The sequence below is a fragment of the Nocardia coffeae genome (genome assembly GCF_019890715.1).
GTDB classification, from domain to species: Bacteria; Actinomycetota; Actinomycetes; order Mycobacteriales; family Mycobacteriaceae; genus Nocardia; species Nocardia jiangxiensis.
Genome location: NZ_JAINZY010000009.1, coordinates 312,000 through 332,511, shown reverse-complemented (window position 1 = coordinate 332,511; position 20,512 = coordinate 312,000). Strand labels below are relative to the sequence as shown.

Sequence of the window (20,512 nt, the reverse complement as noted above, 5' to 3'; positions counted from 1 at the left end):
CTGGGCCTAGACTGCTGGGGTGTCCACAGCAGCTGCGTCCCCGGAGGTGGCGGGCGGTCGACAGACGCGCTGGCAGCCGCACAACGACCAACGCCGGGCGCTGATCGTTCAGGCGGCCATCGAGCTGGTGGAGGAGACTCCCGCCGGTGCGGACATCTCTGCCCGGCAGATCGCCGCTCGCGCGGGTCTGGCCAAATCGGTGCTGTACCGCCAGTTCTCGGGCCGCGAGGAACTCGATCGCCGGGTGCGTTCGGCGATCGGTGATCGTTTCACCGACGCCCTGGACGCGGCCCTGGACATCGGTGAGGGCTCGATCGCCGAGATCCTGACCCGCGCGGTGGGCGTGGTCGTCGACTGGATCTGCGACCATCCGCGTCTGCACGAATTCCTGCGCACCGGCCCTGCCGAGGGCGACGAGGAGGGCAGCGACGCCCTGAGCGGTCTGCTGAGCAACATCACCCGGCGTGCCGCGCGCCTGGTGACCGGTCTGGGCGGTGTGGTCGGCGTCGCCGACCCGCCGGTGGTGGACACCATGACCTTCGCCATCGTCTCGATGACCGAGGCCACGGTCACCCGCTGGTCCCGTGATCCGAACCAGCCGCTGTCCCGGCAGCGGCTGATCGCCGAGGTGGCGAGCTACGCCTGGAACGTTCTGGACGGCGTGGCCCGCACGCACGACGTCGTCCTGGACCCGAATCTGCCGCTGCTGCAACTGATCGAGGCGCTGGCCACCGCCGAAGCGCAGTCCTGATCCCCGCACCGTGGTCCGGCCGGGTGGCGGTGTCAGGATGCGGCGGGGCTGGCGGTCGGCGGGTTGAGCCGGCGAGGGGGCTCGCTGCGATAGCGGGACGAGTCGCCGTCGATGTGCAGTAGTTTCCAGACCTTACGCGCCAGCGGAGGACGCAGGCCCAGGTCGTCGGCCAGTTTGCGGACGTCGTCGAAGTAGCTGGACAGGATCCGGCGGGAGTGCGGCGCTCGCCAGAATGCCTCGCGGAAGACCTCGCGGGGGATGCCGAATCGGGTCGCGAAGGATTGCGGCGGGGTCATGATCTCACCCGCGAGCCAGCGCATGGCCAGCGGGAATGCCAAGGCGCACACCGCTTTTCCGGACGGCCCCAGCTTGGCGATGTGGGCGTTGAGGAATTCGTGCGCGAAGGAGATGTGCCGGGCCTCCTCGGCGATGTGGATCTGCATCGTGCGCAGCACCGCGGGCGGCAGGCGGTCTCCGGCCCGGATCATCGCCTTCTGGTAATGGTCGATGGGCTCCTCGCCGCCCAGGATGCCGATGACCAGGATGACGTGCGCATATCCGCCCGCGACGCCGATGAACGGCGACAGCGCCCGGAAGGCCGGCCGCATACCGGGGACGTCGACGCCGATCCGGTTGACCAGCTCCTGGAACATCTGGATGTGGTTGCACTCCTCGGTCATCTCGTGCATGCAGTACCGGAATTCCGGCGCCCCGTTGGGCAGTTTGAGCACGTACTGCATCAGGCCGCGGATCAGCACCGTCTCGAAGGCCAGGCCGACCTTGACCACGTTGGCCACGCGCCATCGGCCGATCTCGATCTGCCGGTCCAGCGGCAGCGCCCGATACCAGTCGGTCGCGCCGAGCGGATCGATCTCGGGATCGAGCACCCAGCGCGGGTCGTCCGGGTCGATCGCCAGTTCCGGACTGTCCCAATCGATGTCGAGATAGGGGTCGAAATTCCGGTGCACCGATCCGTCGGACAGTGTCGCCAGCATGTCGCGGTAGTGCGCGCCGAACGGATCGGCGCGCCGGGTATCGGACAACGTCATCGGTGCCTCCTGAGCCAGTGCCGGCGATCCACCCCGGTTCCTGCGGGTGCGATACGCCGGCTCGTCCCTCCAGGATATATGGGACTCGGGGTCTCATACAATCCCGTTGTGGTCGAATGTCGGGAGGTCGCCGGGTATCGGGGGCGTTCGCCGGGGTCTGATCAGCCGATTTCGGCGAGGCGGGGGGCGATCTGCTCGCCGAATCGTTCGACCCAGCCCGCGGGGTCCGGGTTGCCGGGCAGCGGGCCGACGTTGAGCAGGTCGAATCCCAGGGCGGCGCATGCCTCCGCGTTCTTCAGGTAGGCGTCGGTGTCGGTGAACGGATCGGTGAAATGTCCGGTGTGCATACGGATTTCGGCAGGGTTGCGGTCGAATGTCGCGCAGTGCCGGTGCAGTACCTCGATCTTGTGCGGCAGTTCGGGCAGCGGTGCGTTGGTATGCCAGACATCGGCGTACTGGGCGACCATGCGCAGCGTCTTCTTCTCACCGCTGCCGCCGAGCAGGATCGGCGGGCGCTGCCTGATCGTGCCGCCTTCGGTGCTGCGGATCGGCTGCGGTCGGCAGATGGTCTCCGCCAACTGGTAGTGCTTGCCCTGGTACGGGCCGTCGTTCTCGCTCCACATCTGCAGACAGATCTGCAGGGTCTCCTCGAGCATCTCGAACCGGTCCCGCAGCGGCGGGTACGGCACGCCCAGGGCGGTGTGTTCGCGCTCGTACCAGGCCGCGCCCAGGCCCAGCATGGATCGGCCGCCGGACAGCACGTCCAGGGTGGTGGCGATCTTGGCCAACAGGCCCGGATAACGGTAGGTGACGCCGGTGACCAGCATGGACAGGGTGATCTTCTCGGTCCGCCCGGCCAGGAAACCCATACTGGTGTATCCCTCGAGGAACGGATCCTCGGCCTTGCCCACGGCCTCCATCTGGAAGAAGTGGTCGGCCAGGGTGAATATCTCGGCGCCGGCCTGCTCGGCGGCGACGGCGGTGCGGGACAGGGTGGGGCCCAGGGCGGCGGGGTCGCCCGGCAGGAAATCGATGTAGTGGACGGCGAAGCGCATGGTGGTGGTCCTTCCGTCGGCTGGATGTGTTCGCCAGTCTAGATTAGACAGTGTGAACTGTACAGTTTATCTGTCATGATTTGTCGCTCGCGCGATCTCGGCGGCCGTGCGGGACCAGAGTTCGTCCGTCGGGTCGATGACGGCGAAGTGGTTGCCCGGTCCCTCGATGTACGTCACAGGATCATCGAATGTCGTTGCCGTGGAATGGTATTCGCGGCTCATCTCCAGGAGGTTCGGATCGTCGTGCACGGCGCTGACGACCAGGTGCGGCAGGCCCAGCGGTAGCCGGTCGATGGGAGACGAGCGTCGATAGATCTCCGGTTGTGCGGACCGGTGGCCGCCCAGCGCGCCGGCGGTCGCGTTCTCGCTGAGGCCGCGCGCGTCGGCCAGGCGCAGATCCAGTACACCGGCCAGGCTGATCGCGAGGATCGGGTGAACGGTCGCGTGCTCGGCGACCGCGTCGGCCGCGGCCCGCAGGGCCAGCTGCGCCCCGGCCGAATGTCCGGCCAGCACGATGCGCGCCGGATCGGCCGCCTCGATCTCGCCGAGCGCCCGCACGGCGGCGGCGATGTCGTGAGTCGTTGCCACCCAACCATATTCATCGGGGCGGCGGTATTCCACGTTCCAGCTGAGATATCCCCGGGCGGTCAGATCGATCGCGAGGGCGTCCATGAGATCCGCGGCCCAGCGGGACCGCCAATAGCCGCCGTGGAACAGCGCGACAGTGGGAAATGGGCCGCTCCCGTCGGGGGTGCGCAGGTCGGCGTGCTGCTCGTGCTGGTCGCCGTAGGGCACGACGGTGGCCGGATGCAGGCGGTGGTGATACCAGCTGTCCACGGCGAAGCGCAGGCCGTCGAGGCCGCGCTCGCGGATGTGCGCCCGGATGCCGGCGGACCGGTCGGCGGGCGCGCGTCCGAGATCCACCCGGATCGCTCCGGTGGCCGGCGCGGTGAATTCGGCGCCGTCGCCGGGAATCGCGATGAACTCGCCGCGTTGCGCCGCGGATTCGGTCGCGGCGGTGAATTGCGCTGCGTCCGCTGCGAATACGACGTCACCGGTCAGCCCTCGGGCGTGCAGTGCGCGATCGATCAGGTCGGCGACGGTACGGCGATCCGCCACGGTATCCGGGGCGAAGACGATGTCGACATGGGCTGTGGGTGTGTGCACGAGCGGCTCCCGATGACATGGACGCGGCGGTCGTCAGAATTATGTAATATGTGAGGGTAGTCGAATATCGGTGAGGTCAGCATGGGCGCACATTCCGGCAGCAGGGCCATCGAACCGGGCGTCGTCCGGGATTTCCGCTCGCGCCTGAGCTACGGCGAATATCTGGACCTGGACACGCTGCTCAGCGCCCAGAAACCGGTGAGCCGCCCCGAACATCACGACGAAATGCTGTTCATCATCCAGCATCAGACCAGCGAGCTGTGGCTCAAACTTGTCCTGCACGAAATCCTCGCCGCGCGTGCGGCCCTGGACGAGGACGATCTGGGCGCGGCGCTCAAGGGCGTGGCGCGGGTCAAACACATCCAGAGGACGCTGACCGAACAGTGGTCGGTCCTGGCGACGCTCACGCCCACCGAATACGCCCAGTTCCGCGGCTTCCTGGGCAATTCCTCGGGATTCCAGTCCTACCAGTATCGCGCGGTCGAATTCGTACTCGGCGCGAAGAACGCGGACATGCTGGAGATCTTCGACGACGATCCGGCGGCTCGTGCGCTGCTGAGCGGCCTGCTCGGTGAACCGAGTCTGTACGACGCGTTCTGGCACTGTCTGTCCCGCCTCGGCTACGCCGTGCCCGAGTCCGCGCTGACCCGGGTGGTGAGCGCGCCCTACACGATGAATCCGGAGCTGATCCCGCTGATCGGCTTCGTCTACGAACATCATCGCGAACACTGGGCGGCGTACGAGGCATTCGAGGAGTTCGTCGACCTCGAGGAGAACTTCCAGCTGTGGCGCTTCCGGCATATGCGCACCGTCCTGCGCACCATCGGGACCAAACCCGGCACCGGCGGATCGAGCGGTGTGGGATTCTTGCGTAAAGCGCTGGAGCTGAGCTTCTTTCCCGAACTGTTCGCGGTCCGCACAGAGATCGGAAGTCGATGACCACTGCACTGCTCGCCCGCGCCGCCGAACTGGATGCGCGAGATCCGTTGCGCGCCTGCCGCGCTCTGTTCGTCGGCTCGGATGATCCGGCGGTGATCGCCTATCTGGACGGCAATTCGCTGGGCCGCCCGCTGCGGGCCAGTGCCGAGCGGATCGGCTCGTTCGTCACCGACGCGTGGGGCGGGCGGCTGATCCGCGGCTGGGACGAACAATGGTTCGACCTGCCGATCACCATCGGGGACATGCTCGCCGATACCGTCCTGGGTGCGGCTCCGGGCCAGGCCACCATCGGCGATTCCACGACCGTGCTGCTGTACAAGCTGGCCCGCGGTGCGATCGCGCTGCGGCCCGGCCGAACCGAGATCGTCGTGGACCGGGACAATTTCCCCACCGACCGCTACATCCTGGAATCCATTGCGCAGGACCACGATCTGACCCTGCGCTGGATCGAATCGGATCCGCGCGGCGGGGTCGGCGTCGAGGAGCTGTCCGCGGTCGTCTCCGAACGCACGGCGCTGGTCGTTCTCGGACACGTCGCGTATCGCTCCGGATATCTGCTGGATGCCGCGGGCGCGGCGCGGGTGACGCACGACGCGGGCGCGCTGCTGTTGCTGGACCTGTGCCACTCGGTCGGCTCGGTACCGCTCGAACTCGATTCCTGGGCAGTGGATCTCGCGGTCGGATGTACCTACAAATATCTCAACGGCGGTCCGGGATCACCCGCGTTCGCCTACGTCCGCGCCGAACATCAGGACCGGTTCCGGCAACCGGTGTGGGGCTGGATGGGCCGCGAGCAGCCGTTCGAGATGGCGCAGGGATATCGACCGGCGCAAGGGATTCGGCAGATGATCAGCGGTACGCCCCCGATTCTGGGCATGCTGGCGATCCAGGACACCCTGGCCCTGATAGGTAGGGTCGGCATGGCCGCCGTGCGCGCGAAATCCATTGCGCTGACCGAATATTCCCTGGATCTCGTGCGCGAGCTGCTGGCTCCGCTCGGCGCGGAGATCGGATCGCCGCAGGATCCGGCTCGGCGCGGTGGTCACGTCATCATCGATCATCCGAGGTTCGCCGAGATCACCGGGAAACTGTGGAGTCGCGGCGTGATTCCCGACTTCCGGCCGCCGCGCGGGCTGCGAATCGGATTGAGCCCGTTGAGTACGAGCTTCGGTGAGGTGGCCGCGGGCATACTGGCGATCCGTGACGAACTCATCGCCTGAGCACGCGATCCTGGACGATTTCGACTCCCGTCCAGGCAGCGCGACCTCACTCATCCGCACCGTCCTGGGAGCGTATCGAGGTGAACTGGGCGGGTGGGCGGCCATCGCCGAACTCGTGGAGCTGATGCGGGAGTTGGGCATTGCCGCCGATGCGACCAGGATCGCGGTGACCCGGCTCAAACGCCGGGGCGTACTGGCGCCCGCGGTCCGCGACGGTCGCGCCGGATACCGCCTGACCGCCCAGGCCGAGGCGATGTACGCGCGCGGTGATCGCCGCATCTTCGGATTCCGGCAGATGACCGACGCCGATCCGTGGCGGTTGATCTCCTTCACCATCCCCGAAACCCTGCGTGCGACAAGGCATCAGCTGCGTCGCCGACTCGGCTGGATCGGTTGCGGAACCGTCTCCCCGGGGCTGTGGATCGCACCGGAGTACCTCGCCGCCGAGGTCACCGATATCGTTGCCGCACTGGGCCTGTCGGACTGTGTGACGACCTTCCTGGCCACCTCGGCGGTGGTTCCGGACTCGATGGCCGAGGCCGCGGCCCGGTGGTGGGATCTGGACGGCATCGCGGCGCGCCATCGCGAATTCCTCGCGCACCATGCGAAATCCGCCGACGCCCGGCAACTCACCCCGCGCGAGGCATTCGTGGAATTCGTTCCGCTGCTGGACGAATGGCGCATCATCCCGTATGTCGATCCGGGTCTGCCGCCGTCCATGCTGCCCGCCGACTGGCCGGGCGTGCGGAGCGTCGGGCTGTTCGCCGCCGCTCGTGATCGGTGTCTGACGACCAGCCGCGAATGGGTTCGCACGTTGCGGCAGTAACGGATCCGCGGAGAGTCAGTCGACGGTTCCCTGTAGGACGCGCACTCCCGCGGTGAGCGCATTACCCCCGGTGGTCCAGCTGACGCCCGCGGGCTGGCGGCTCAGCACCACGACCACGTAACGCAGCGGCTGCCCGGCTCCCGCACCGACCAGGCCGGTGGTGTCCAGAGTGGTGGAGTCGTCCAGGGACATCCAGCCCTGTTTGATGGCCCAATCCGCGCCGGTGAGTCCGTCGGGGATGCCGAAGTACTGGTCGGTGCCGTCGGCGGCGGTCTGCTCGGCGCCCTGCAGCCCGGTCATGATGACATCGCGGGCCGGTTGCGGGACCGTGCTCAGCAGATACCGGTACACGGTCACGACATCCTGTGCGGTGGTGAGTGTTTCACCCCACTGGCTGGCATCGCTCGGCGCGCTGGTGCCGGTCAGGCCCATCAGATCGGCCATCCGGGTGACGATCGCATCGCCGCCGTCGGCGTCCCACAGCGTATCGGCGATATCGTCGTCGCTGGCCGAGAGCATCTGCTCGAGCTGCGCGGTGGTGGCCGGATCGGTCTGCCAGCCTCGGGAATTCAGTTCGTCCAGGGCGATCAGCAGTTTGACCACCGATGCGGTGTAGAACTGCTGACCACTGTCCAGATCGGCGACCGTCGCGCCGGAGGTGGTGTCCACCACATCGATGCCGACCTGCGTGCCGGGGGAGGCGGACTGAATCGCAGCCTGCATCTTCTGAGCCAACGCCTCCGGTGACACCTGCGGCGCGGTGCCCGCCGAACCACTCGGCAACTGCGGAATCGGCAGGCTCGGCACAGGTACCGCGACCGCCGATGCGGTGGGTGCGCTACTGTGCTGTGCGGCAACGGAATTATGCGCCGCGGCCCGAGCCAGCGGCGTCGCGATCACGCCCACGATGATCGCCACGACGGCCACAGCGCCGACGACGACCCACAGCCATCCACGTCGCGCCGAGCGCGGCAATATCGAGTCCATACTTCATTCATCGGCACCAGCCTGTGTGGACCTCGAGATGGCGATGCCAGCTTGCTGCCAACCGGTCGCGACAGCGCGGAATCGCGAGTGCGGCGGCCTGTTTCGGTGACGACCGCCACAGCCGAGTCAGCTCGCGGTCCGACCGGTCGGTTCGGGCAGCTCCGGAATCGATCGCAACGGCGGCATCGGCTGACGCGGCTCGCGCACACCGGAGCCGCCGTCGTTTCGCCGCAACCACAGTCGCACGGCCGAACCGCCGGCCACCCGGGCGCCGGATTCCGGGCTCTGATCGGTGACGAACCAGCCCGCTTCGGCCGGATCCGGCAGTGCCGTATCCGGATCGGCGCTCGCGGGGGCCAGACCCTTGCCGGTGAGCGCGCGCAGGGCCGCGGCCCATTCGAGTCCGACGACCGAGGGCACCTCGACGTTCGCGCGCCGGCGCCGATCGCGAGCGCCGGCCTCGAGCAGATCCCTTTCCCACTCGCTGACCTCGGCCGCGGCCGATTCCACTGCCGGACGGGAGGATTCGACGCCCCCGGGCGCGGGTTCGGAATCCAGATCCCGCCAGCGCTCCCAGGCCGACTGCCTGGTCACGCCCAGATATGTGGCGATTTCGGCCCAGGACTTGTTTCGGCGGCGCGCGATCCGCACCGCGTCGAGTTCCCATTGATCCAGCAGCCTGCGCACCGCGCCGATATCGGCCAGTGCGGTGAGTGCGTCGTCACCGCTTCGTGATCCGCCGCGACGAGAGGTGAGCCGACGCCATGCGGCCCCGCCCTCGTCCGGTACCTCTGCCTTCGTCATGCCGTAAGGATATCCTGACGCGGCGGATCGGCCCAGGGGTCGCGCCACGCCCTCAGCGAACAGCGGGCCCCGGTCGTCGGCTCGGCGGGCGCAGGGCCCACGACAGGACCGTCAGCACGGTCATCACCGTCAGCACGGCCACCTCGCCGACCGCATACCGCTCGGTCAGATGAGACGCGATGGCTCCGGTGTAGACGAAGAACGTGCCCGCATACGCCCATTCCTTGACCACCGGACGTCCGGGAATCAGCAGCGCGATCGCACCGAGAATCTTCCAGACGCCCAGCAGTACCAGGAAATACGTGGGATATCCCAGGTGCACGACCAGATCGCGGACATAGGGGATACGCGCGATGTCCCAGACGCCGCCCACGCCGAGTTCGGCGGCGATGAGCACGGTGGCGGTCCAGTAGACGATCGAGCGGGTGCGCGTGGTGGGCGAAGACAGCGTCGATGCGGCCATTTCGGCGGCCCTCCTGACTAGGCTGGTGAATACCTCTCACACCTATGGCGGATGCCGTCCGGGAGATGTGACAGATGGTCGATTCCCTCACGCGAGAACTCGAACAGAGCCGGGCCCGGCTGCGGGCCATGGCCTATCGAATGCTGGGTTCGGTGAGCGATGCGGACGATGCGCTGCAGGAGGTGTGGTTGCGCACTCGGCGCACATCCGAGGATGCGGTGCACAATCCGGGCGGCTGGCTGACGACGGCCCTGGCACACACCTGCCTGGATCTGCTGCGCTCGCGCAGCGCGCGGCACGAAGTTCCGATCGGGGTGCGCCTGCCCGATCCGATCGTCACCGCCGACGGTCATGCGACACCGGAAACCCAAGCGCTGCTGACGGATTCGATCGGTCTGGCATTGCAGGTGGTACTCGATCACCTGGACCCCGCCGAACGGGTCGCCTTCGTCCTGCACGACAGTTTCGCGGTGCCGTTCGGCGAGATCGCTGCGATTCTGGACCGCTCGCCCGAGGCGGCGCGGCAACTGGCCAGCCGGGCGCGACGCCGCATCCGTTCGGTCCCCGCGCCCGAAGGCTCCCCGGAGGATCAACGTCGCGTCGTGGACGCCTTCTTCGCCGCGGCTCGGCGCGGAGATCTCGCCGCGCTGGTGCGGGTCCTGGCCCCGGATGTCGTCCTGCGCGGTGATCTGGGAGCCGGAAAGCTCTGGGAGAGTACCGGATCCGACGATGCCGCGGCGCAGGCGGTGCGATTCGCGCATCCGCGTGCGGTGCTGCGGCCGATCCTGGTGAACGGTGCGGCCGGGGCCCTGGTCACCGTCGACGACCGGGCGGCGTCCCTCATGGCGTTCACCGTGACGGGCGGTCGAATCGCCGAGATCGACGTACTCGCCGATCCGCACCGGATCGCGGCGCTACTGCCCGATGGGTGAGCTCACCCGAGGTTCCGCAGCGTCTCGATGACGGTCTGCGCCGCATGCGACGGAGTGCGCTGCGCATCGTGCGCCACGGTCAGTTTCCAGGGGATCACGCCGTCCGCGGGATCGATGTGGACCAGATCGTGCCGGCGTTCGGCGACCGAGCGCGGCACCAGCGTGACCCCGAAGTCCTGAACGGCCAACTCCAGGGCGAACTCCTGATCGGCGACCTCGATCACGCTGCGGCGCAACGGGAATCGTTCATCGGCAATGGTCCGGATACCCCAGCCCGGCGGATAGTCGATGAACCGCGTTCCGGCCAGCGCCGCGGGCGGGAACGGCCGCCCGGCGAGCGGATGGTCCGACCGCACGCACAGCACCACGGTCTCCTCGATGATCGGATACAGGTTCAGGCCCGGTATCTCCTCGGCCGAACCGGCCAGCAGGGCGATATCGAGACTGCCGTCGCGCAGTCCGGCGATATTGCCGCTCATCCCCGAGATGCTCTGCCGCATCTGCAGGGTCAGCGCCGGATAGCGCCGATGCATATCGGCGAGTACGGCGGCCAGGTCCAGGGAGCGGATGTTCATCAGATTGCCGATCACCACCTCGCCGCGGACCTCGCCGCGGGCCGCGGCGATCGCCTCGACGATCTCGCGCCGGGAGCGCACCATCGATCGGGCCGGTGCGGCGATGGCGCGTCCGGCCTCGGTGAGTTCCAGCCCGCCCGGAGTCCGGTCGAACAGCCGCGTGCCCAGCTCTCGTTCGAGTTTCGCCACGCTGGTCGACACAGCGGACTGCACCAGATTCAGTGAACGCGCCGCCGCGGTGAACGATCCGGCCTCCCGGCAGGCCAGGAAGCATTCGATCTGACGCAATTCCATCTCGCGAGCCTATCGACGATATCTACGACAGTGATAGGGGTATCGAAATCCATCGCTTCCATTGATCGGCCGGGTGCCGGACCATGGATGGAGTGAGTGTTTCGACCGTCGCCGCGCCGCAGCAGGCCCGGCTCACCCGTCTGCTCGTGCTGGTGTTCGCGGTGACCGCGGGATCGTCCGCGGGGTGTCTCTACTATCTGCAGCCGCTGCTGCAACAGGTCGCGAGCGATCTGCGCATCTCGACCGCCACCGCGGCGTTGCTGGTCAGCGGCGCTCAGGTGGGATATCTGTGCGGGCTGGCGCTGCTGGTGCCGCTGGGGGATTTCCTCGAACGCCGCCGGATGGTTCCGGGGCTGCTGGCCGCCTCGGTGGTGGCTCTGGTCGTCTCGGCCGTCGCGCCGAACTTCCCGACGCTGCTGGTGGCCGTGTTCGTCACCGGGATCACCGCCTCCGCGGCGCAGGTCGTGGTGCCGTGGTCTTCGTCACTGGCCGAACCGGGACGTCGCGGTCAGGTCGTCGGCACGGTGATGAGCGGGCTGCTGCTGGGCATCCTGTCCTCGCGGGTGCTCTCCGGCGCGATCGCGCAACTGGGCGGCTGGCGCACGGTGCTGGTCGTGGCGGGGGCGATTCAGCTGGTGATGTCGGTGAGTGTCTATCTGCTCACGCCCGCGACGGGCCGGGCCGCGAGTGGTGAACGTTATCGCGAGGTGCTCGTCTCGATCCTGTCGCTGATCCGCCTGCACCCGATGCTGCGCCATCGCATGGTGCTGGGTTTCGTTGCGATGGCGTGCTTTTCGGGTGTGTGGACCGCGCTGGCCTTCCTGCTGGCCGGTGGGCACGGGAGCCACTATCACTATTCGGAGGTCGTCATCGGGCTGTTCGGCATCGCCGGTGTGGCCGGGGCGCTGGGCGCGCCGGTGGTGGGCCGGTTGTCCGATCGGGGACATCTGCGTCCGGTGACGACGCTGGTGTGGGTGGTGCTGCTGATCAGCTGGGCGCTGCTGGCCTGGGGCGGACATTCGATCATCGCGCTGATCGTGGCGCTGCTGGTCTTCGACTTCGGAATCCAGGGCATCCAGCTGTCCAATCAGAGCGCGATCTACGCGCTGGACCCGGCCGCCCGCAGTCGGCTCACCACGGCGTACATGGTGATGTACTTCCTCGGCGGCGTCGCTGGATCGGTCACCGCGGGTACGGCCTACCAATCCGGCGGCTGGTTGCGGGTCTGCGAGATCGGTGCGGGTGCGACGGTCGTCGGGATCGCGCTGTGGGCGGTGTTCGCCCGGCACATTCCGGCCCATGCGACCACCGCGGATACGCCGGACTAGATCCGCTCAGGGACGTGGCCAGGGACGGCCGTGATAATGCTCGATATCGGTGTTCAGCCGCTCGAGATAGCCGACCAGCGCGCCCAGATCATCTCGGGACCAGTCCGCGAGGATGGTGTCCAGATGGCCGACCGCGGCGGCCCGATCGGCCTCGAGTTGTTCGGCCCCCTGCGCACTGACCTGGAATTTGCGGGCCATCCCGCCGTCCGGATCCGGAATCCGGTCGACCAGTCCCGCGCGACGCATGGCCGCGGTCTGCCGATTCACCGTCGAGGCGTCCAGACCCAGGGCCTCGCTCAACTGGCCGATGGACATCGCGCCTTCCATGCGCAGCCGGTACAGCAGCGTGTACGCGCTGCGATCCAGGCGACCCGCACCGCGCTGCGAGGTCAGGCTGTAGCGACCGAGCAGCATCGTCTCGAACTCGAGCAGGTCCGTGAGCTTGTCCATGCGGTCCTTTCGCCTCGGCGTGCGATATGCGAATGTCGGTATACCACACGCAAACGTGCACGCCCGCCTCGTATGCACGATGCATATTATATGCATAGTGCATATCAATTCCTACTGTGAGTATGCCGTGAATGTGACGGCTCACCGGCGGATTCCGGATTCGGCGACCAGGATGCGAACGAGTCGCGCTTTCCGAAGTCGACGTCGGATTCGATTCCTGCGGTGATAGCGTGGCGATCGGCAAGCGAGACGTCGGCGTACGGGAGCGGGTGATCGGGGTGGTTTCGGAAACCGTTGCGGGCCAAGGGGAATCCGGCCGCCCCGCGCCCCGCACGCGACGGGGGATCCGGACCCGCACGGCGCTGATCGAGGCCGCGCGGAAGGTGTTCGAACGCGACGGCTACCTCGAGGCGAAGATCTCCGACATCTCCGCGACCGCGGGCGTGGCCTCGGGCTCGTTCTACACCTATTTCGACGGTAAGGACGAGATCTTCGCCGCGGTGGTCGAGCAGGTGCAGGAGGAGATGCTGCATCCGCACGTGCGCGAGCGCAGCGGCATCACCGACCCGAGCGCGCTGATCGAGGCCGCGAACCGCGAATATCTGCTGTCCTACAAGCGAAATGCGCGTCTGATGGCGGTCTTCGAGCAGGTCGCCCAGGTCGACGAGAACTTCCGGCGGATGCGCATCGAACGCAGCCGCGCCTTCGTCCAGCGCAATGCGCGAATGATCCGGGCACTGCAGCGATCCGGCCGGGCCGCCGCCGATCTGGATCCGACGATCACCGCGCACGCGCTCTCGGGGATGGTCAGCCGGATGGCCTACCTGGTCTTCGTCCTGGACCAGCGGATCCCGTTCGAGAAGCTGGTCGAGACCCTGACCGCCCTGTGGGTCAACGCCCTGCGGATCGAGTCGGAGTGAACGCGGCGGTCCGGCCGCCCGCTCACGCCTTGGGGCCGCGCTGCCGGTACTTGCCCAGCTCGGCCCGCGCGATACTGCGCTTGTGCACCTCGTCGGGGCCGTCGGCCAGGCGCAGCGTGCGCAGATGCGCCCAGAAGCTCGCGAGCGGGAAGTCCTCGGTGACCCCGCCCGCGCCGTGCAGCTGAATCGCCCGGTCGACGATCTTCAGCGCCATATTCGGCGCGGCGACCTTGATCGCGGCGATCTCCACCCGCGCCTGCTTGTTGCCGACGGTGTCCATCATCCAAGCCGCCTTGAGGGTGAGCAGGCGGGTCTGCTCGATCTCGATGCGCGCCTCGGCGATCCAATCCTGGATGTTGGCGCGTTCGCTGAGCTTCGCGCCGAAAGTGGTGCGCGATTCCGCGCGACGGCACATCAGTTCCAGGGCGCGCTCGGCCATGCCGATGGCCCGCATGCAGTGGTGGATGCGGCCGGGTCCGAGCCGGGCCTGGCTGATCGCGAAACCCTCACCCGGACCGGCGAGTACGTCGCTGCTCGGAACGCGCACGTTGTCGAACACGATCTCCGCGTGGCCCTCGCGATCGGAATATCCGAAGACCGGCAGATTCCGGACCACCTGTACCCCGGGCGCGTCGATCGGCACGACCAGCATGGACTGCTGGCGGTGCGGCGGGGCCTCCGGATCGGTCTTGCCCATCACGATCAGTACCTTGCAGTTGGCGTGCAAGGCGTTGGAGGCGAACCACTTTCGGCCATCGAGGACATAGTCGTCGCCGTCGCGGCGCATGCTCATCTCGATATTGGTCGCATCCGAACTCGCCACGCCCGGTTCGGTCATCGCGAATGCGGAGCGGATGGTCCCGGCCAGCAGCGGTTCGAGCCAGCGCTGTTTGTGCTCCTCGGTGCCGAACAACGTGAACACTTCCATGTTCCCGGTATCGGGGGCCGCGCAGTTGCACGCCTCGGGGGCCAGCGCCGGGCTGCGGCCCATGATCTCGGCCAGCGGCGCGTATTCCAGATTGGTCAGACCGGGACCCCATTCCGGATGCGGGTGGAACAGATTCCACAGCCCGCGCTCGCGCGCCTGCGACTTGAGATCCTCGAGGATCTGCGGGTGGTGGTGCGGGTCGCCGGCGGCGCGCATCTGCTCCTGATAGACGGCTTCGGCCGGATAGACGCGCTCATCCATGAAGGCCGTGAGGTCCTCGACATACCGCTGAGCGCGTTCGGAACCGGTGAACAGGTCCATCGGGTCTCCCATCGATGCGTGCCGCACCGCTGCGGCATCGGAGTGAATTCCAACTGTAGTTCGGCGCGCGGGATCAGTTCCCGGGCACGCTGTGGGCGAAATCGATCAGAGCGGTGCTGACCTCGTCGGCGCGTTCCTGCTGGATCCAGTGGCCCGCGCCGTCGAGTAGCAGGGTGCCGCGCAGGTCGGTCAGGACGGCGTCCATCTTGGCCAGTGGGGTGAAGCGCAGCACCGCGTCGTCCGCGCCCGCGATGAAGTAGGCGGGTGCGGTGATCTTCGCCCCGGCCAGATCGGCGGACAGTTCCCAGTCGCGGTCGAGGTTGCGGTAGTAGTTCAGCCCGCCGGTGAAACCGGTCTCGGTGAACGCGTCGACGTAATACTGCAGTTCGGCTTCGGAAAGCCACTGCGGCGGTTGCGGATTCGCGCTTCCGCCGGTCATGTCGCCGGCGCTCACCACCTCGTCGCGCAGCAGGGTGCGCCGCACATCGGCCGCGAGGGCCGCATCCGCGACGCCCGGCTCCTGGAACCAGCACATGTAGAAGTTCTCGCCCAGCCGGGAGCGGAAGATCGAGATCGGCGGCGCCTTGGGGCGAGGTGCGACCGGAACGCTCAGACCGGCCACCGCCCGCACCCGGTCCGGATGCCGCAGCGCGGTCTGCCACACGACCGAGGCGCCCCAGTCGTGTCCGACGAATATCGCGTCCTGCGCGCCGACCGCATCGAGCAGGCCGACCAGATCACCGCAGAGGGTGGCCATGGCGTAGTCCTGGATCCGATCCGGCCGCGAGCTGCCGCCGTAACCGCGCATATCGGGGGTCAGCGTGCGGAATCCGGCCTCGGCGAAGGCGAAGACCTGATGCCGCCAGGAGAATCCGAGTTCGGGGAAGCCGTGGCAGAAGACCACCAGCGGCCCCTCGCCGTGTTCGACGACTCGGAGTTCGATCCCGTTGACCGCGATCTGCCGGCTGCCCAGCGCCGTCCAGTCCTGTACCGGGGTCTGTGTACTCACGTTTCGCGCCCACCTCGCCTGCCGAGTGTCTGCACCGCGGTCGCGGTACTCGATACGGTATTCAAAGTTGACGCCGGATTCAACTATGGTCCGTAAATGCTTGGTGTACAGGATTTTTGAATCGAGTGCATCGACGATTGTGGCGGGGAGGACTCAGGAACGCCCGTTCGGCGCGCTGTCCCGGCGCTCGGTCGAACGGGCGCGCACCGCCTCGGCGACCTCGTCGGCGGCGGACCGGATGCCGTCGCCGTAGGGATCCGCGCCGAGCGCGTCGAAATATTCGCGCGCGGCGTCCAGGTGCTGGTGTGCGGCCTCGAACGAGCCCAGGCGGCGCAGGTTGTCGGCCAGGTTCAGGTGCAGGGAGGGGTAGAAGCCGCGTACCCGCAGGGCCGGGTGGTGCCGCCGGGTGCGCTCGTCGGTGAGCGCACCGGCCGCGTCCAGTGCCCGGACGTCCCAGATCAGCGCCTGGGCGGCGTCGTCGTACAGGTCGGCGAGATAGTGGGCGAGGGTGCAGCGGTGTAGTGGGTCGCCGAGCGGGCCCATCGTGTCCCACAGGTTCAGAAGCGCCGTGCGGGCCGCGTCGGGGGCGCCGTCGTGGCCGCGCTGGACCGCGGCGGTGATGGCGGTCATGGTGTCGTCGGGTGCGGTGGTGTTCACGGGTGGTCCTTCTCGGTGATCGACGTACGGGTGGGCATGGCGAGGGTGGTGAGATCTCCCGCGGCGGCCGAGCGGATGACGACCGGTTGATCCGGTGCGGTGATGTCGAGCATGATCTCGGGGCCGACCGCCGTGCGCAGCGCGGGGGACAGGGTGCCCGGATCGAAGGCCAGTGCGGTTCGCATTCCGTTGACGGCAGCGGGAATTCGATGCTCCGGACCGTTCGTCCGGATCGATGTTCGCAATGCGCCGGCATCGATCACGCAGTGCAGGGTTCGCGTCCCGGCCTCCTCGGCGGCCGCCAGCAGTGGATCGCGGGCCACCACCACGCGAGTGCGGGCCGGAGGCAGTTCTGCGAGCATGCGCCGATAGTCCGGATACGGCTCGGTGATGGCCGGACAACGGATTTCCTCGGTTCCGGTCAGCACGAGTGCGTCGGCGATCGAGGAGATCAGGATCTGTTCCCGCTCGCGCGGCCGGGTGACCCGCGCGGAGAGGTCGGCTGCCGGAACGACCAGTGACCAGGGCCGGGCCGCCGCTCGCACGGGAACCAGCGACCGGGTGGTGAGCCGATAACGATCCGTCGCGGTCAACACCACCGAGTCCCCGTCGGCCTCGATGAGAATCCCGGTCAGCACCGCGATCGAGGTGTCCTGTGCGGCCGCCGACCGGACCTGTTCGATCGCCTCGACGAACTCTCGCCCGCCGACCGCGACGAGACGCGGATCGGATTCGGCGCGCAGGGCGTACTTGATGGCCTCGGCCGCCGCCGCGGCCTCGTTCGCCCGGCGTTCGAGCTCCGCGACGTGCTCGTCCAACAGCCGCCCGCCGACCTCGACGCCACCTGCCAGCACCGCGGCCACGGTCTCGAGCGACATCCCGATCTCCCGCAGCCGCCGGATGGTCACCGCCCGCTCCCGCTGCCCCGGCGTGTAATACCGGTACCCGCTGGCGGAGTCCACCCGCGCGGGCGGCAACAATCCGCAGTCGTCGTAGAACCGCAGCGCCGTCGCGGTGAGCCCGCTCGCCCTGGCCAATACTCCGATCGTGACGAGTTCGTCCGACCCGTCCTCGAATTCCGATTCGGTCACGCGGGTCATCATGGAGCTTCGGGTAACCCGAAGGTCAAGCATTGCCCACTCGGCGCGGCGGGCGTTTGCGCATCGGACCGGTTGGTCGGTCGGGTAGCGTCGGTGGCGGCGGTCGAGTCGCGACGAACGGGGTCGGTATGCGGGAGCGGATCGAGGAACTGCTGGGAAAACTGGATCTGGCGGACAAGGTGCGGCTGATCTCGGGTGCGGGGATGTTCCGGATGGCTGGGCATACCGGGATCGGGCTGGCCGAGATGCCGGTGTCCGACGGTCCCTCGGGGGTGCGCGGGGAGAACTGGGACGAGCGGGAACCGTCGGTGAGCCTGCCCTCGGGTACCGCGCTCGCGGCGACCTGGGATCGGGAATTGCTCGACGAGATCGGGGCGTTGATCGCCGCGCAGGCGCGCGCGAAGGATGTGTACGCCGTGCTCGGGCCGACCATCAATCTGCATCGATCCCCCTTGGGCGGTAGGCATTTCGAGTGTTTCTCCGAGGACCCGATGCTGAGCGCGGAGATGGCCGATGCCTATGTGCGGGCGGTTCAGGCACACGGTGTGTCGGCCTGCCCGAAACACTATGTGGCCAACGATTCGGAGACCGACCGATTCAGCGTGGATGTGCGCGTGGACGATCGCGCCCTGCGTGAGCTGTATCTGTATCCGTTCGAGCGCAGTGTCGCGGCCGGTGCGTGGATGGTGATGGCCGCCTACAACTCCGTGGACGGCACGACCATGACCGAGAATTCGCTGCTGGACGAACCACTGAAGGGCGCTTGGGGTTTCGACGGTGTGGTGGTCTCGGACTGGACCGCGGTGCGCTCCACCGAGGGCGCGGCGGCGGGCACCGATCTGTGTATGCCCGGCCCGCCGATGCTGTGGGGAGCTCCGCTGGAGGCGGCCGTGCGCGCGGGCGAGATTCCCGAGTCCGCGATCGACGAGAAAGTGAGGCGCATACTGCGTTTCGCCATCCGAGTCGGCGCTCTGGACGGATCACCCCGTCCCACACCGGAATTCGGCGATAAGCAGGCCGCTGAACTGGTGCGGCGCGCGGCCGCCGCCGCGATGGTGCTGGTGCGCAACGACGGTGTGCTGCCGCTGCGCGCACCCGCGGCCGGGCACACCATCGCACTGCTCGGGCCGGGCGCGGCCGATCCGCGATTCATGGGCGGCGGCAGTGCGACCGTGATTCCCGCGCACACCACCACGCCGCTGACGGGTCTGAGCGCGGTGCTGCCCGTGACCCACACGCCGGGCGTATGGCTCACCGAAGGACTGAGCGCCGTCGCGCCCGAACTGATCACCGATCCGGACACCGGCACTGCCGGTCTCGCGCTGCGATATCTCGCCGACGGCGAGGAGATCGGCCGCCAGCACCGCGCCACCGGCGCTCTCGTGCTGTTCGGGGATGCGACGGCCGAGCGGGCCACCTCGATCGAATTGCGCACCCGGCTGCGTGCGGAGACGAGTGGCGAGTGGCGCATCGGCGTGGGCGCGATGGGACGGGTCCGGCTCGAGTTGGACGGGGAGCTCGCCGACGAGGGCGAATTGACCATGTCGGGGGCGGATCCCGTTGCGGCGCTGCTGCATCCGCCGCAGCGGGCGGTCACTCGGACGTTGCGCGCCGGGCAGGTGGTCGACATCCGGATCACCATCGAGAATCTGCTGGCCCTGCCGGGACTCGGCGTCTTCCTGGGCATCACCCTGGGTGTGACTCCGCCTCGCCGTTCCGCGGCCGAGGAGTTCGAGGCCGCGGTGCAGGCCGCGCGCGCCGCGGACGTCGCGGTCGTGGTGGTCGGCACCACCGAGCAGATCGAGAGCGAGGGCGCCGACCGGACCACGTTGCGCTTGCCGGGCCGTCAGGACGAACTCGTCTCGGCGGTCGCGGCGGTGAATCTGCGAACCGTCGTGGTGGTGAATTCCGGTGCGCCGGTGGAGATGCCGTGGCGCGAGGAGGTCGCCGCGGTACTGCTGTCCTGGTTCCCGGGGCAGGAGTTCGGCGGCGCCCTGGCCGACGTGCTGACCGGCGTACGCGAACCGGGTGGCCGGTTGCCCACCACCTGGCCGGTGACGATGGCCGATGTGCCGGTGCTGGACACCACACCGTCCGCCGACGGCACGCTGACCTACGGGGAGGGCGTGCACATCGGCTATCGCGCGTGGCTGCGCTCGGGTGTCGAGCCCGCGTATCCGTTCGGGCACGGTCTGGGCTACACGAGTTGGGAACTGAGCGATCTCGCGGTGTCCGCGCGGACCGCGACGGTCACGGTCCGCAATACCGGGGACCGGCCCGGCAAGTACGTCGCACAGGCGTATCTGTCGCGCGCGGACAGCACGATCGATCGGCCGGTGCGCTGGCTGGCGGCATTCGCCACGGTGACCGCGGACCCGGGGGAATCGCGTCGCGCCGAGATCACCCTGCCGCAGCGGTCGTTCGAGCACTGGACCGGGCAGGGATGGGCCGTGGAACCGGGTGCGTTCACCCTCCACGTGGGCGGTTCGGTGACCGATCTCCCATTGACCGCCGAGATCTGCTGAGTCCGCGGAACCGCCGAAATCGAGTTTGCTGGGAACCATCTGTCAGTCGACACAGAGTTCCAGCAGAGTGGGGTTACATCCATTGTCACTCCTCTTGCGCGGCTGTACTTTTCGGATGTCTCCAGAAAATCGAAAGGTCGCTCCATGCTTCTCGCTCTCATCATCGCCGGGCTCAGCGCCACTGGTAGCGCGGCCGCCGGCATCCTCGGCAG

Annotated in this window: 20 protein-coding genes; 8 read left to right on the top strand and 12 right to left on the bottom strand. The window is 68.0% G+C overall.

The features are described 5' to 3' along the window. The first annotated feature begins 19 nt into the window (after positions 1-19). On the top strand, positions 20-751 hold the full coding sequence (locus K7711_RS29950; RefSeq protein WP_308015015.1) for a TetR/AcrR family transcriptional regulator: 732 nt from the start codon (positions 20-22) through the stop codon (positions 749-751). A 32-nt stretch (positions 752-783) separates the two neighbouring features. Here the strand turns inward: K7711_RS29950 and K7711_RS29945 are convergent, their stop codons facing one another. The 3 genes from K7711_RS29945 to K7711_RS29935 form a co-directional block, all read right to left on the bottom strand. After that, on the bottom strand, positions 784-1,800 hold the full coding sequence (locus tag K7711_RS29945) for an AurF N-oxygenase family protein (protein WP_222972860.1): 1,017 nt from the start codon (positions 1,798-1,800) through the stop codon (positions 784-786). 161 nt (positions 1,801-1,961) lie between these two features. Then, complete coding sequence (locus K7711_RS29940; protein WP_222972858.1) at positions 1,962-2,855, bottom strand: LLM class F420-dependent oxidoreductase; 894 nt, start codon at positions 2,853-2,855, stop codon at positions 1,962-1,964. A gap of 66 nt (positions 2,856-2,921) precedes the next feature. After that, positions 2,922-4,022, bottom strand: a complete 1,101-nt coding sequence (locus K7711_RS29935; RefSeq protein ID WP_222972857.1) for an alpha/beta hydrolase family protein — start codon at positions 4,020-4,022, stop codon at positions 2,922-2,924. 81 nt (positions 4,023-4,103) lie between these two features. Here K7711_RS29935 and K7711_RS29930 point away from each other — a divergent pair, with 81 nt between their 5' ends. From K7711_RS29930 to K7711_RS29920, 3 genes are read left to right on the top strand one after another with little or no spacing between them, the layout of a single operon-like run. Beyond that, entirely contained in the window at positions 4,104-4,961 is an 858-nt protein-coding gene (locus K7711_RS29930; RefSeq protein ID WP_222972851.1) for a tryptophan 2,3-dioxygenase, read from the top strand. Further along, positions 4,958-6,181 carry a kynureninase gene (locus K7711_RS29925; RefSeq protein WP_222972849.1) on the top strand — a complete coding sequence of 408 codons (1,224 nt, stop codon included), beginning with the start codon at positions 4,958-4,960 and terminating at the stop codon, positions 6,179-6,181. Before K7711_RS29930 ends, K7711_RS29925 begins: the two co-directional genes overlap by 4 nt. Further along, the gene (locus K7711_RS29920) at positions 6,162-7,007 is read left to right on the top strand and encodes a PaaX family transcriptional regulator (protein WP_222972847.1); all 846 of its coding nucleotides are present in this window, start codon (positions 6,162-6,164) and stop codon (positions 7,005-7,007) included. The genes K7711_RS29925 and K7711_RS29920 overlap by 20 nt, the downstream gene beginning before the upstream one ends. A 15-nt stretch (positions 7,008-7,022) precedes the next feature. Here K7711_RS29920 and K7711_RS29915 read toward each other — a convergent pair whose 3' ends face one another. From K7711_RS29915 to K7711_RS29905, 3 genes are all read right to left on the bottom strand, one after another. Further along, positions 7,023-7,994, bottom strand: a complete 972-nt coding sequence (locus K7711_RS29915; protein WP_222972845.1) for a serine hydrolase — start codon at positions 7,992-7,994, stop codon at positions 7,023-7,025. A 126-nt stretch (positions 7,995-8,120) separates the two neighbouring features. Continuing rightward, the gene (locus tag K7711_RS29910) at positions 8,121-8,798 is read right to left on the bottom strand and encodes a PASTA domain-containing protein (RefSeq protein ID WP_222972843.1); all 678 of its coding nucleotides are present in this window, start codon (positions 8,796-8,798) and stop codon (positions 8,121-8,123) included. A 52-nt stretch (positions 8,799-8,850) separates the two neighbouring features. Continuing rightward, on the bottom strand, positions 8,851-9,261 hold the full coding sequence (locus K7711_RS29905) for a DoxX family protein (protein ID WP_222972841.1): 411 nt from the start codon (positions 9,259-9,261) through the stop codon (positions 8,851-8,853). A gap of 74 nt (positions 9,262-9,335) precedes the next feature. On the opposite strand from K7711_RS29905, the gene K7711_RS29900 reads away from it, so the two are divergent. After that, on the top strand, positions 9,336-10,193 hold the full coding sequence (locus tag K7711_RS29900) for a sigma-70 family RNA polymerase sigma factor (protein ID WP_222972839.1): 858 nt from the start codon (positions 9,336-9,338) through the stop codon (positions 10,191-10,193). Between the two features lie 2 nt (positions 10,194-10,195). Here K7711_RS29900 and K7711_RS29895 read toward each other — a convergent pair whose 3' ends face one another. Further along, the gene (locus K7711_RS29895) at positions 10,196-11,062 is read right to left on the bottom strand and encodes a LysR family transcriptional regulator (RefSeq protein ID WP_222972837.1); all 867 of its coding nucleotides are present in this window, start codon (positions 11,060-11,062) and stop codon (positions 10,196-10,198) included. Positions 11,063-11,145: 83 nt separating this feature from the next. On the opposite strand from K7711_RS29895, the gene K7711_RS29890 reads away from it, so the two are divergent. Next, entirely contained in the window at positions 11,146-12,390 is a 1,245-nt protein-coding gene (locus K7711_RS29890; RefSeq protein WP_222972831.1) for an MFS transporter, read from the top strand. 6 nt (positions 12,391-12,396) lie between these two features. On the opposite strand, the gene K7711_RS29885 is transcribed toward K7711_RS29890, so the two are convergent. Further along, complete coding sequence (locus K7711_RS29885) at positions 12,397-12,840, bottom strand: MarR family winged helix-turn-helix transcriptional regulator (RefSeq protein WP_222972829.1); 444 nt, start codon at positions 12,838-12,840, stop codon at positions 12,397-12,399. Positions 12,841-13,070: 230 nt separating this feature from the next. Between K7711_RS29885 and K7711_RS29880 the strand changes: the two genes are divergently transcribed. Further along, the gene (locus K7711_RS29880; RefSeq protein ID WP_308015013.1) at positions 13,071-13,760 is read left to right on the top strand and encodes a TetR/AcrR family transcriptional regulator; all 690 of its coding nucleotides are present in this window, start codon (positions 13,071-13,073) and stop codon (positions 13,758-13,760) included. A 22-nt stretch (positions 13,761-13,782) separates the two neighbouring features. On the opposite strand, the gene K7711_RS29875 is transcribed toward K7711_RS29880, so the two are convergent. From K7711_RS29875 to K7711_RS29860, 4 genes are all read right to left on the bottom strand, one after another. Further along, on the bottom strand, positions 13,783-15,009 hold the full coding sequence (locus tag K7711_RS29875) for an acyl-CoA dehydrogenase family protein (protein ID WP_222972827.1): 1,227 nt from the start codon (positions 15,007-15,009) through the stop codon (positions 13,783-13,785). Between the two features lie 73 nt (positions 15,010-15,082). Next, the gene (locus tag K7711_RS29870; protein ID WP_222972825.1) at positions 15,083-16,018 is read right to left on the bottom strand and encodes an alpha/beta fold hydrolase; all 936 of its coding nucleotides are present in this window, start codon (positions 16,016-16,018) and stop codon (positions 15,083-15,085) included. A 153-nt stretch (positions 16,019-16,171) separates the two neighbouring features. Next, a complete protein-coding gene (locus K7711_RS29865; RefSeq protein WP_222973189.1) occupies positions 16,172-16,648 on the bottom strand; it encodes a hypothetical protein in 477 nt (158 codons plus the stop codon). Between the two features lie 23 nt (positions 16,649-16,671). Next, entirely contained in the window at positions 16,672-17,766 is a 1,095-nt protein-coding gene (locus K7711_RS29860) for a DNA polymerase III subunit beta family protein (protein WP_308015012.1), read from the bottom strand. A gap of 137 nt (positions 17,767-17,903) precedes the next feature. Here K7711_RS29860 and K7711_RS29855 point away from each other — a divergent pair, with 137 nt between their 5' ends. After that, positions 17,904-20,300 (top strand): beta-glucosidase family protein, encoded by a 2,397-nt coding sequence (locus tag K7711_RS29855; RefSeq protein WP_222972823.1) that lies wholly within the window; start codon positions 17,904-17,906, stop codon positions 20,298-20,300. Positions 20,301-20,512 lie beyond the last annotated feature (212 nt).